The organism is Acinetobacter sp. Tr-809, from assembly GCF_011753255.1.
In the GTDB taxonomy this organism is placed as follows: domain Bacteria; phylum Pseudomonadota; class Gammaproteobacteria; order Pseudomonadales; family Moraxellaceae; genus Acinetobacter.
Map to the genome: position 1 here is coordinate 97,454 of NZ_VWVZ01000001.1, position 12,909 is coordinate 110,362.

A 12,909-nucleotide genomic window follows, 5' to 3' on the forward strand; every position below is an offset into this window, starting at 1 on the left:
TTTTTAAAGAAGGGTTAGGGGGGATTTTTACATAGGCAAATATGTTTTATGTCTCAACCATTATTTAAGAAAGTTGCATTTATTGGGCTTGGACTGATTGGGTCGAGTCTTGCTCGTGTGATTGTGGCAGAACAACTTGCATCTCAAATTGTAGCTTCAACACGCTCAAAAAAAACATTAGAAGATGCTAAGGCACTCGGCCTTATTCAACACGGTTATGCAACGCCAGAAGAAGCAGTTCAGGATGCCGATTTAATTGTTTTAGCATTGCCCGTGCGTGCGACACAAAAAGTGCTGGAACAGATCAAGCCTTATCTTGCAGACAACGTCATTATTACCGATGTCGGTAGTACCAAAGGTAATGTGGTTGAAGCTGCTAAAGCTGTATTTGGTGAAGATTTACCTGTCGGTTTTGTACCAGGGCATCCGATTGCTGGGGCAGAACATACAGGCGTACATGCAGGTAAAGTTGATTTATTCGTCAATCATAAAGTGATTTTGACACCACTTCCGACCAGTGCTGATTGGGCGGTTGAAAAACTGATTCAACTTTGGTCTGCAGCAAAAGCCGAAGTGATTTGCATGGATGTCACCAAACACGATGAAGTATTGGCACATACCAGTCATTTACCGCATTTGATGGCATTTAATTTGGTCGAGCAACTGGCAAATCGTGAAGATAATCTGGATATTTTCCGCTATGCTGCTGGAGGTTTTCGTGACTTCTCGCGTATTGCAGCCAGCGATCCACAGATGTGGCATGATATTTTCTTTGCCAATAAAACTGCAATTCTGAACGCTGTTGATGGCTTTGAACAGCAATTGTCAGTTTTAAAGAAATTGATTGAACAGGAAGATTCGCAAGCGTTGATGGGACTGCTCGGGCATGCTCAAGCAGCACGTCAGCACTTTAACCATATGTTGGCCAAAAAACCTTTGATGGAGAAAAACAAGGTGACACAGCAATTTACCATTTTACCGGGAAAGAAAACGTTTACAGGTAAATTCACCGTACCGGGTGACAAATCTGTGTCACATCGCTCAATCATGTTTGGTGCGATTGCAGAAGGCACAACACATGTCACAGGCTTCTTGGAAGGTGAAGATGCTCTCGCAACTTTACAAGCATTCCGAGACATGGGTGTGAGCATCGAAGGACCGAAGAATGGTGAAGTCACTATTCATGGTGTCGGTATGCACGGTTTAAAAGCGCCAGCAAGTGCTTTGTATATGGGTAACTCAGGCACCAGTATGCGTTTGCTATCTGGCATGTTGTCTGCGCAAAAATTTGATTCAGTGATGACTGGTGATGCGTCATTGTCTAAACGTCCAATGGAACGTATTGCGAAACCACTTCGTGAAATGGGTGCGCTCATCCAAACCACCGGTGAGAAAGGCACGCCACCTGTCAGCATTACAGGTAGCCAAGCCCTTAAAGGGATTCAATACGATTTACCAATGGCGTCTGCTCAGGTGAAATCAGGCATTTTATTGGCGGGTTTATGGGCTGCGGGTGAAACTTCAGTGACTGAGCCAGAACCAACGCGTGATCATACTGAACGTATGTTGCGTGCTTTTGGTTATGATGTGAAAACTGAAGGCAATAAAATCTCGCTTGTGGGTGGCGGGAAATTAGTTGGTACGGATATCCAAGTACCATCTGATATTTCATCTGCTGCATTCTTTATGGTTGGTGCTGCGATTACTGAAGGTGCAGATGTGGTCCTTGAAGCGGTTGGGATCAATCCAACGCGTACAGGCGTGATCGAAATCTTGAAGCAAATGGGTGCTGACTTAACCGTAGAAAATGAACGTATTGCAGGCGGTGAACCTATTGCAGATATTCATATCAAAGGTTCTAGAACACTCAAAGGCATTCATATGCCAGAAGACCAAGTACCATTAGCCATTGATGAGTTCCCTGCATTATTTATAGCAGCGGCTTGTGCAGAAGGTCAAACAGTGTTGACAGGTGCGGCTGAGCTGCGTGTTAAAGAATCTGACCGTATTCAAGTAATGGCAGATGGTTTGAAAACTATGGGCATTGACTGTACCCCAACCGATGATGGCATCATCATTGAAGGTAAAGGTAAATCAGGTGATTGGTCTGCTATTTTCGCTGGTGGTGAAATTGAGTCACACCATGACCACCGTATTGCTATGAGTTTTAGTATGGCTGGTTTGCGTACTTCAGGTAACATCACCATTCATGGTACAGAAACTGTGGCAACTAGTTTCCCAACCTTTACCGAACTTGCAAATACAGCAGGTTTAGATTTGCAGGTTGTGAATCCATAAGTTGATCTGAAATGGCAGTGTTTAGCTTGATTAATTAAGTTAAATGCTGCTTTTTTTATAAGTATATTCAGAAAAACAATTGGCTAAACATAAAGCGAAAACGCTTAAATAATAAAAATGCTGAGTTTGTAGATGTACATATCTAATCGGGTCTAAATTTATCAATTTAGCAATAGAACTAAGACAATCAGCTAATCTATTAAAGACAATTGTATATATAATAATTCTTACCGTTCGCGTCGGATTTACTCTGTGATCCAGAGTTAAAACATAAAAATAGAGGGAATAGCATGAAAACGTTGCAATTTATAGCAGATTGCCCAAAACATGGGGTGGTTGATCATCCACCGAATGAATGCTATATCACGCAAGAGTACGTGGCTGCATTGCTGTATAAACAATTAGAACAATATGGTTTTGATGCACAACATATTCGTCATGAGCATGAAAAGATTGAAGTGCGTATCGACAATCATCAATTACCGCTTTCAATTCTATGTTCGCAACAAGATACCGAAGGACATATTCTCTGTGAAATCTCAGCCAATCCACAGCAAGAACAAGCTTGGTTTGAGCGTATTGAGACACAAAGTATTATCCGCCAATTGGCTCAGGCTGTTGAAAATAGCTTAAAAGCGGAGCATAGTTTTTCCCAATTTGTATGGAAAAGCTAAGTCAATTTTGAGCATAAAATCTTAATTGAAGTGATTTAACATCATTGCCGTTTGGGTGTATGGTGTATATTCGTTTAAACGCTTTATTTGAGAGTATAGGTGCATGATACAGGTCGATTTTTCTAAATTATCACCCCAAGCAGTTTGGCAACATTTTGAGACCTTATGTACGATTCCTCGACCATCTAAGCATGAACAACAACTCAGACAACATTTAAAAGATTGGGCGGAACAGCGCAACCTAGAAACTTATGTCGATGACATTGGTAATTTAATTATTAGAAAAGCTGCAACAACTGGTAAAGAACAGGTTGCAGGTGTGATTTTGCAAGGTCATTTAGATATGGTGACTCAGGCAAATCGTGGTACGCAACATGACTTTTTTAAAGATCCCATTCAACCTGTATTAAAAGATGGCTGGTTGATTGCTGAAAATACTACCTTGGGTGCCGATAATGGTATTGGAGTTGCTCTCGCACTGGCTGTATTAGAATCCAGCGATATCGCGCACGGACCGATTGAAGTTCTGCTCACCATTGATGAAGAAGCAGGAATGAGTGGCGCTCGTTTACTTGAGTCAGGTGTGTTAACTGGACAGTGGTTATTTAATATTGATACCGAAGAATGGGGCGAGTTGTATCTTGGCTGTGCAGGCAGTATTGATCTGGAAGTACAGCAATCACCTGAATATGAAACTGTACCTGAAAATTTAATTTATGTTGATCTGTTAGTATCAGGTTTAAAAGGTGGCCATTCAGGGGTTGATATTCATTTGGGTCGTGGTAATGCCAATATGATTTTAGCCAATTTCCTTAATGACTATTTAGCGCAATCAAATGGCCGACTGGTTGAATTTGTCGGTGGAACAGCACGTAATGCCATCCCACGTGAAGCTGTGGCAACCATTGCCATTGAAATTGAAAAATTGGCTGATTTAGAAAAAGCCGTTGCAGCAACACAGGTTGAATGGCAGAAAAAATTACAGGGTATTGATGATCAGTTGCAAATCACCGTACAGCAAAATGCCAACCCGATAAATGAAGTTATGATATTGCAGCAGCAACAAGCTTGGTTGCAGGCATTGGCAAGTTGTCCATACGGGATTGCCAAGTGGAGTAGTGCTTTACCTGATGTAGTTGAGACCTCGAATAATATTGGTGTGGTCAAACTGACTAAAGACGAAGCCAAAACTTTGATTATGGTTCGTTCAATGGTGAACCAAGAGGCGGTAAGCTTTGCTCAGAGCATTCAGCAGCACTTTGCCAATTTCCAGATTCAATCTGAATTAACACCGTTGGTATCAGGTTGGACACCGAATCCAGATTCGGCTGCATTGAAATGCTTACAACAAGCTTATCAATCCGCATTTAAAATTGAGCCGAACTTGAAAGTGATTCATGCGGGTTTGGAGTGCGGCATTATTGCGGAACATTATCCGGATTTGCAGATGGTGTCTTTTGGACCTGATATTCAGGGAGCGCATGCGCCAGGAGAAAGAGTTAAAGTGGATACTGTAGATAAATGCTGGAAGTTACTGGTGACAGCGCTGGAATCTATCAACTAATTGCTTCTTAAGATTCAGTAATCAAAAGTTTTAGGAAGAGGATATACTTTACTTTTGACTGGGCAAACGTAACAAAACCCTTTTGTTAGACTGACAGTACGTCCTTATTACCGCAGTCTAACAGGGTGGCATCCATGCCACCTCCACGATAGTCAATACTGATTGTGGAAGAAAAATACAAAATAATGGAATTTTAAGTTTTGCTATCATGAATTACTTTGACCTGAAATAGCGCTTTATCCACCTCGATAAATTCAATTTCACAATCAATAAATTTTTCAATCATCGCAGCCTGAGTATGGGTGTGCTCACTAATACATTGTGCCGTAAATTCGCCCCCTTGTCCCAATGCCAAAGGCAATAACAACTGATCTGCTAAATACTCATCCACCGTAGCTTGAGAAACAATATATTGCTTCACTTGTTCAGCCAAATAATTGGCAATTTGTTCTGCACTTTTGCGCATTTCACCTAAAGCGGTGAATAGCTGAACGTAATTTTTATGCTTAACTTTGACATACGCCGTATTGCCTTGGCTGATCCCACTTAAATGGAACTGCTGCTGAGTATCCAATTTTAGTCTTTTATTTAAAGTCGCTAATTCCCGCTGTGCGATTTGCGCTTCTTCGGAAAGGTTTAATACTGCTGCAAAAGCCTCAGTACTTTGCAAAGTACCACGATCTAATAGACTTAACTTGTTTCGATGTTGCCATGGCTGAATCTTAATTTGAATTTCACCAGCACCAATCGGAAAGAAACCTGCTTTGTTTAACTTAAACTCTACCTCTATTCCAAGTTTTTCTAATGCTGGTAAAAAGCAATGCTCGATAAAATCTGCCGTTGGTGCAAGTGGATTGTGAGTACCCCCAGAAATTGTGAGATCACTGGCTTCATTTTGCAATAACAAAGCAGGTAACAGGGTTTGTAAAACCAGTGTTGTGCTTCCTGCCGAACCAATCTGAAATTGGTATTTTCCACTTTGTACATGCTGTGGTGCGAAGTACAAACGCTGGCTATGGAGCTCAGCACCTTCCACATAGGCTTGGCTGATGTGTTGAGATGCCTGTACACAGACCAAATGTTGACGCATTAAGCCTGGTTTTTTACGTCCAGCACGAATGTTGATTAATTCAAATGCCTGACCTGTAATCATCGAAAGGGCAAGGGCGGTTCTTAAAATTTGTCCACCACCTTCACCTTGTGAACCATCAATTTGGATGGTTGCTGGCATATTTGCCAAAGCTTTATTCACTTCTATTTTCCTTATTTTCTAATTTAATGAACATACTGTCAGTACATGGTAATGCGAAGTAACGCGTGACTTTGCTTTTGGCAAAGGTTTACTAGGTACATGGTGCTGAGCCTAATCAGTGAAGATTGATGCACGGCTCACATGCTGCCATAGCCGCCTGAATTATTTTCAATCCCTCAGATCGGAGTAATGCAGGATCTTGTACTCGCCCAGTATGTCCAAACTGTGATTGTGAACTAAATTCACAAAATCTATTGTCTATTCGACTAAATCAATCTGCCAATTTGCAGCCTGAATTTTAATATTTAAATCACGTAATTTCGCGCTGATATCATCGGCTTGTTTTTGCAAGCTAGAAACAGGGATAACTTTTTGCCATTTAATCTCACGTGAGCTATAACGATCAGGTTCACGATGGGTATTGGCAATCGCATCAACGAGAATCTTATGTTGTTCAGCATAACTATCACGTAAGCTTAATAGGGACAGCAATATTTTGCCATCCTCTAGCTTTGCTTGCGCATTGGTTAAATGAATACGACAAATCAATTGATTGCTTTCTTGGGTTAAAGCAAATACCTGTTTTATCAGTTCATTTGGATCTTCGCTTGGTTCATCACCATCTTGTACCAATACATTGGCATTGATCCGTTGTTTTAATGAAGCGAGCTTTTTTTGTTGATCACTTCGAAGTAAAAGTGCTTCTGCGAGTTTCATTTTATTTACCTTTTATTCAATATGTACAATGACTAAGCTTGAAACATCTTCCAATTGCATACTAAATTTTGCGAATTCGGTAATATCTTCTAAAATTTCATTTTCATGCCAAGTTGTCATGAAGCAATGATTGACTGGTGGTTGATAGTTATAAAAACCTAGATAGGTTTCATCTAGGATATCATCCCAAATAGAGCATGCATGTCCTGTCACCATTGCTTGAATGCATCGTTTTGAATAGACAATCTGCTCACAAATCGAATTACGCCATTCAGGTAGGATTTGTTCAGCATCCACAACCAAGATGATGAAATAGGATTGCTCAGGGAGCACGAGATGGTCTTCCGCATTTGCCCTGATTCTATAGCTTCGAATATCTAAACAATCCTTTTTCATGATTAACCCTTAACACATACCACTTGCCTTAATGTATACACCACTTCAACCAAATCTTGTTGTGCTTTCATAACATCTTCAATCGGTTTATAGGCCGACGGAATTTCATCAATTACAGCAGCATCTTTACGGCATTCCACACCTTCAGTCTGCGCAATCTGATCTTCTACGGTAAAGCGACGTTTTGCTTCGGCACGGCTCATTACACGTCCTGCACCATGTGAACATGAACAGAACGATTCTTGATTTCCAAGCCCACGAACAATAAAGGACTTGGCACCCATGGAACCTGGGATAATTCCATACTCTCCCAAACGTGCACGCACAGCGCCTTTACGGGTCACCATCACTTCTTCGCCGTAATGTTCTTCCTTTTCCACGTAATTATGGTGGCAATTCACGGCTTCTAATCGTGCTTGGAACGGTTTCGGAATAATCGTTGTTAAGGCTTTAATGGCAGACTGCATCATGATTTCACGGTTTTTCATGGCAAAGCGTTGTGCCCAACCCACAGCAAACCAGTAATCATCAAAATGTTCAGTTCCTTCGACCAAATAAGCCAAATCTTTATTCGGTAAATTAATAAAGTGCTTTTGCATATCTTTACGCGCCAGCTCGATAAAATGATTACCGATGGCATTACCGACACCGCGAGAACCTGAGTGCAACATAATCCAAACATGATCATGTTCATCCAAACAAACTTCTACAAAGTGATTTCCTGTACCTAGTGTCCCTAGCTGTTTTCGGTTGTTGGTATTTTTTAGTCGAGGGTGCTTTGCACAGATGAACTCAAAATCAGCAACTAAATCTGCCCAAGCTTGATCTACCATTTCAGGTGGTGTTTCCCAAGAACCTTTATCTCGTCCACGGCCTTTGGTCATTCCATGTGGAATTAAGCGTTCAAGCTCAGTGCGTAAAGCATATAGGTTATCGGGTAAATCAGAAGCAGTTAAGTTGGTACGAGTTGCCATCATTCCACATCCGATATCAACACCTACGGCAGCAGGGATAATTGCACCTTTGGTTGGAATCACGCTTCCGATGGTTGCACCTAAACCAAAGTGAACATCTGGCATCACTGCCATCCATTTATAAATAAAGGGCATTTGTGCTGTTTGTAGTAATTGTTGTTTTGAGTTGTCGTCAACAAGTACACCATTGGTCCACATTTTTACTGGCATACTCGTTTTATCTTTTAGAACTTGATAAGCACGTTGTTGCTGTTCTTGTTCAAATTGAGCTTGTTGGTTGATTTGTTCAACGACAGACATTTTCATTTTCCTTTCAAAGCCTGCCTGCCAAGCGTTTGCAGGCAGGTGATATTCACAAGATCCCAATGATATTGTGTGCTTATACTATTGCAGTGACTGTGCCAACTTTTTAAAAACCAACTATAAATAATTTTAAGATATTGATAATTATTAAAAATAAATTTTTAAATATTTTTCATAAACATGTGCGTAGGTGATTTTGTCGATATTTATATATCTTAAAGGATATTTAAGTATCTAAAATGATAGATTAGATATATTGGGGGTTAATAGATCATATATCAGGGGATCTATCAGGATTTATCGATTTTTGAAAGTCGACCTGCCTCATCTAAGCTAAATTGATCAAAATCATGAGCCAAGTAGAAGTTGCCTTGATAGAACTGTTGGACTTCTTCAGCGATGGCTTGTTGTCCAGCATTATCTTGATGGCGTGGGCTAAAGTGCGTCAAGATCAGGTTGCTTAGACCTTGTTGTTGAGCAAATTCTGCAACCATCTTTGCTGAACTATGCATAGGGCCTGAACCTACTTTATCTAAAATGGCTTGGGTGTAGGTACTTTCATGAATCAAAAGTTGGGCATCCTGACAAGTTTGTGCCAACAACTCGGGACGATCATTATCTCCACCGACAATCGTATGTGCACGTTGTGTTTGGATTTGAATAAAATCAGCTGCTTTTAAGGTTTGTTCATTAAACTGGACGTCTAAGCCTTGCTGTAAATCGCCCCAAACTTTACCTTTTGCTACGCCGAGCTGAATTAAAGCCTGGGTATCTAATTTCTTTTGGGTGTATTGCGCAATAATACTAAATGCAAAACTGGGTACACGATGACTGAGTGGGTGGGCTTGAATCGAAAGTTCATCTGTTATTTGTAGTATTTGAGTAGCTTCATTCACATCGATAAAGTTGAGCGGATAGGGCAAATGCAGATCGGTCAGTTGAGCTGTGGCTTTAATCCATTGTTGAATTTCTTTTGGAGCAATAATGGTTAAAGGTGCAGTACGGGCATTCATACCTGCACTCGCCAATAAGCCGACCAATCCATAACAATGATCACCATGTACATGGGTGATGCAGATGGCAACTAGGCTTTGTAATGAGAGTTTAGCTTGTTGAATGCGATGCTGTGTACCTTCTCCTGCATCAACTAAAATCCAATCTTTATTCTTGCTATTACGGATCGCTAAAGCTGAAACGTTGCGTGTGAGTGTGGGTACACCAGAAGATGTGCCTAAAAAAGTAAAATGAAGCATATTGTTGGAATTTTTCATTGAATTGCGTATTGTATATGATAGATATATATAAAATATTATAGAAATTATGGCGAATGCAAAAAAAACTGTTGTCATTGGTTTTGTGGGTTCTACTTTAGATCAAGGGAAGCGTCCTGATCGTTGGCAACGTTGGCGTCCAACCCTCAGTCTTTTGATGCATGAAGATCTGATTGTAGATGAACTGGTACTATTGCATGATCGACAGCATCATAATCTAGTCAAATTTATTGCTGAAGATGCTCAGGATGTGTCGCCATCAACCACAGTATCAGGTCAACGAGTGAGTATTCGTGATCCTTGGGATTTTGCTGAGGTCTATGGTGCGCTATATGACTTTGTGAAAAGTTATCCCTTTGATACTGAGAAAAACAACTATCTTTTACATATCACCACGGGTACGCATGTTGCTCAAATCTGTTGGTATCTACTGGTTGATACCAATTATTTACCTGCCAAATTGATTCAAAGTGCACCAAATCAACAGAAAACGCCAGAAGGTGAATATCGCATCATTGATTTAGATTTATCTCGCTATGATGTTTTAAAGCAACGTTTTGAAGATGAGCAACAACAAAACTGGCAACAACTTAAAGCCAATATTTCAACCTATAACCATGAATTTAATCAATTGATTACCGAAGTTGAGTTGGTTGCTACACGTTCGAGTGCACCGATTTTGATTATGGGGGCAACTGGTGTTGGTAAATCACATTTAGCCAAACAAATCTTTCAATTAAAGAAAGACAAATTTCATTTAAGTGGGCGTTTTATTGATGTGAACTGTGCGACGCTTCGTGGTGATAGCGCCATGTCCAGTTTGTTTGGTCATATTAAGGGTGCATTTACTGGCGCAGCGGCTCCAAGAACAGGCTTATTAAAAAGTGCTGATCAAGGTATTTTATTTCTGGATGAAATTGGTGAGCTTGGGTTAGATGAGCAAGCGATGTTGCTTAAAGCGCTTGAAGATAAATCTTTTTTTCCAGTCGGAAGTGATAAAGAGGTTCAGGCGGATTTTCAGCTGATTGCGGGGACCAATAGAGATCTAAGAGCAGAAGTGCAAGCAGGCCGTTTCCGTGAGGATTTATGGGCACGATTGAATACATGGACTTTCTTTTTACCCAATCTTAAAGATCGAATTGAAGATATTGCCCCTAATATTGAGTTCGAGTTGCAACGCTTTTCGGCAAATCACCAGCGACAATTACGTTTTCAACGTGATGCACTTGATGTGTATTTGAAATTTGCCAAGTCGAAAGAAGCATCATGGCAGGGAAATTTTCGTGATTTGACTGCCAGTGTGACGCGGTTGGCGACATTATCCAGTGGTGAGTTGATCCGTTCAGAAACGGTGGTAAAGGAGATTCAGCGTTTAAAGCAACTGTGGTCGATTCAAACCACACAAGACCAATTTAAAGAAGCAGATATTTTACTCAAATATTTAGATCAAACTCAGCTGGGTGAGATCGATGAGTTTGATCAGATTCAACTGCGTGGTGTACTTCAAGTTTGTGAAAATGCCAAGTCAATGGCGGATGCTGGGCGCCAACTATTTGCTGCTTCACGCCAACAACGTAACACCACCAATGACAGCGACCGAGTCAAAAAGTATTTGGCTCGGTTTGGCTTGAGTTGGAGTGACTTTGGTAATCATTCAGCTGGATGATCTTTCTTTATTTGTGATTGGCTGGGTAGAAACTCTAAGTTCCAAAGTTTTTCGGCATGTCGGCCAATCCACCAGAAAGACGCAGCGAGCAAGATAAAGAAAATGGCTTTGTGCATGCCATTCCAAAAGAACTCAAAATACTTGGTGTAGAGGTTAATAAATAAGAAGGTGATACCAAAACCGCGTGAGGTGGCATCATCGTGTTTTAAGCCATAGACAATCGCGATGATGGCAATAAATGCGAATAGCACGCCCCAATGCAACAGTTCATATTGCTTGACGCTATACCAGCTCCCTAAGTCACCATAATTGCCAAAGATCGATAGAATCCATAAGGCAATAAATAGATATAACAGGCCCATGACATAGGTTGAGTGTGCAAAATCTCTAAAATGCGCATAGCGTTTAAAGAGTAGGCTTAAGCCAATCAATACGCCACCAAACAAGACAAAGCGTAAAGGGAAGTTCATCCCAAGATAATAGGCACCCCAACCTGACATATAGCCTGTTTCTGTCCCAAACCATGAACCGAGCGAAAGCAAGGAAAATACCCAAATCAGTTTAGAAGGAAACCAGAAGGCAAGTGCGGCATAAATAATGGTGGAGAGTAGGAATAACAAAGAGAAATGCCCACTGCCGGTATCAATCGCTTGCCCGAAATAGGCGACAGACGCTGCGGTAGACAGCACGCCTGCGAAAATAATGGCTTCATTGCTAAATTGATGCAATGGTTTGGTTCTGCGTCGACGATATGCAAAACCATAAAAGGTTGCAGCAACCGCAGCGAAAATGAGACAAGGGATGATTTTTGAATCGATAAAGATTTTTTCAATCAGTTCCATTAATAATTTATCGGCTGTAATTGCGGCAACAGCAATCACGGCACAAATCATCGAAATCCAAAATGAATATTTTGCCAGTCGCTCCCAGTCAAAAGGTCGTATCGAAAAACTCTGCTTTAACTGATTGGCGACATCAGGCGTAATTGTGCCTTGTTGTTGCCAATGTTCAATGGTTTGCTTTAAAAAAAGTCCCTGTTTTTTATTTAATTTCATTATTAAAGAACCTAATGTCTGTACATCTATAGTGATATAACAGACATTGGATTCAAAACACGTATATTTTTCTTAGTAATTTGTTGTTAAGTCTACAGTTTTAAAAAGCGAGCAATCACTTGGCGTAATTGTTTTAGATAGCCAGTAAAGAAATGATTGGCGCCTGGCAAAATTGTAATCGGATGCTTTTGTGGTTTTGCCCACGCAATCATATCTGAGAGCAGGGTAATATCATCTTGTTCACCATGAACAAATAAAATATCGCCGTCAATTGCAGGAGTTGTGTAGTGGCGTAAATCCACCACCGATCCTGTTGGCAAGCCGCATAACACCAATTGTTTTGGACGTAACTCATTGCTGAGTTGTGCTTGGCATTTTGCGAGTACATGAGAACCAAAACTGAAACCACCCGCATAGAAGGTTAAACCTGCGTGCTTCTCACGTGCGTATTCAATCACAGCCATAATATCATCGGTTTCGCCATGCCCTTGGTCGTGTTTACCTTCACTGCCAGCTAAGCCACGGAAACTTGGACGGTACACCACACACCCCATTTCATTAAAAATCTGAGCCAGTAGTACAGGGACTTTATGATGCGGTGTACCACCTTGTAGAGGATGTGGATGGCAGACGACAGCAAAACCTGTGATTTCACCTTGGGGCTGATCAACAAACATTTCGATTTGACCAACAGGACCTTGGATGAATAATTGCTCAGACATAAGATACGCAATGGATA

The 12,909-nt window shown here is 40.9% G+C and carries 11 protein-coding genes; 4 read left to right on the forward strand and 7 right to left on the reverse strand.

What is annotated here, in order from left to right; all coding sequences use genetic code 11:
- Positions 1-48 precede the first annotated feature (48 nt).
- The 3 genes from F3J02_RS00455 to F3J02_RS00465 all read left to right on the forward strand — a co-directional run bounded on the left by F3J02_RS00455 (position 49) and on the right by F3J02_RS00465 (position 4,536).
- Positions 49-2,298 (forward strand): bifunctional prephenate dehydrogenase/3-phosphoshikimate 1-carboxyvinyltransferase, encoded by a 2,250-nt coding sequence (locus F3J02_RS00455; RefSeq protein ID WP_167246694.1) that lies wholly within the window; start codon positions 49-51, stop codon positions 2,296-2,298.
- 290 nt (positions 2,299-2,588) lie between these two features.
- Complete coding sequence (locus F3J02_RS00460; RefSeq protein ID WP_004653914.1) at positions 2,589-2,972, forward strand: hypothetical protein; 384 nt, start codon at positions 2,589-2,591, stop codon at positions 2,970-2,972.
- Between the two features lie 103 nt (positions 2,973-3,075).
- Positions 3,076-4,536, forward strand: coding sequence for an aminoacyl-histidine dipeptidase (locus F3J02_RS00465; RefSeq protein ID WP_167246696.1), 1,461 nt, complete (start codon positions 3,076-3,078; stop codon positions 4,534-4,536).
- Positions 4,537-4,729: 193 nt separating this feature from the next.
- Here the strand turns inward: F3J02_RS00465 and rtcA are convergent, their stop codons facing one another.
- The 5 genes from rtcA to F3J02_RS00490 form a co-directional block, all read right to left on the reverse strand.
- Positions 4,730-5,788, reverse strand: coding sequence for an RNA 3'-terminal phosphate cyclase (rtcA, locus tag F3J02_RS00470; RefSeq protein WP_167246698.1), 1,059 nt, complete (start codon positions 5,786-5,788; stop codon positions 4,730-4,732).
- 258 nt (positions 5,789-6,046) lie between these two features.
- A complete protein-coding gene (locus F3J02_RS00475) occupies positions 6,047-6,505 on the reverse strand; it encodes a DIP1984 family protein (RefSeq protein WP_004639341.1) in 459 nt (152 codons plus the stop codon).
- A gap of 12 nt (positions 6,506-6,517) precedes the next feature.
- Positions 6,518-6,901 (reverse strand): hypothetical protein, encoded by a 384-nt coding sequence (locus F3J02_RS00480; RefSeq protein ID WP_167246700.1) that lies wholly within the window; start codon positions 6,899-6,901, stop codon positions 6,518-6,520.
- Positions 6,902-6,903: 2 nt separating this feature from the next.
- Positions 6,904-8,175 carry an RtcB family protein gene (locus tag F3J02_RS00485; RefSeq protein WP_167246702.1) on the reverse strand — a complete coding sequence of 424 codons (1,272 nt, stop codon included), beginning with the start codon at positions 8,173-8,175 and terminating at the stop codon, positions 6,904-6,906.
- A gap of 293 nt (positions 8,176-8,468) precedes the next feature.
- Complete coding sequence (locus F3J02_RS00490; RefSeq protein ID WP_167247828.1) at positions 8,469-9,431, reverse strand: ribonuclease Z; 963 nt, start codon at positions 9,429-9,431, stop codon at positions 8,469-8,471.
- Between the two features lie 67 nt (positions 9,432-9,498).
- Here F3J02_RS00490 and rtcR point away from each other — a divergent pair, with 67 nt between their 5' ends.
- The gene (gene rtcR, locus F3J02_RS00495; RefSeq protein WP_167246704.1) at positions 9,499-11,115 is read left to right on the forward strand and encodes an RNA repair transcriptional activator RtcR; all 1,617 of its coding nucleotides are present in this window, start codon (positions 9,499-9,501) and stop codon (positions 11,113-11,115) included.
- Here rtcR and F3J02_RS00500 read toward each other — a convergent pair.
- Both F3J02_RS00500 and F3J02_RS00505 read right to left on the reverse strand, forming a co-directional pair.
- Positions 11,100-12,170, reverse strand: a complete 1,071-nt coding sequence (locus F3J02_RS00500) for a DUF2157 domain-containing protein (RefSeq protein WP_167246706.1) — start codon at positions 12,168-12,170, stop codon at positions 11,100-11,102. The two genes, rtcR and F3J02_RS00500, sit on opposite strands and share 16 nt — an antisense overlap.
- A gap of 92 nt (positions 12,171-12,262) precedes the next feature.
- Positions 12,263-12,892: an alpha/beta hydrolase gene (locus tag F3J02_RS00505; protein ID WP_167246708.1), complete on the reverse strand. Its 630-nt coding sequence runs from the start codon at positions 12,890-12,892 to the stop codon at positions 12,263-12,265.
- Positions 12,893-12,909 lie beyond the last annotated feature (17 nt).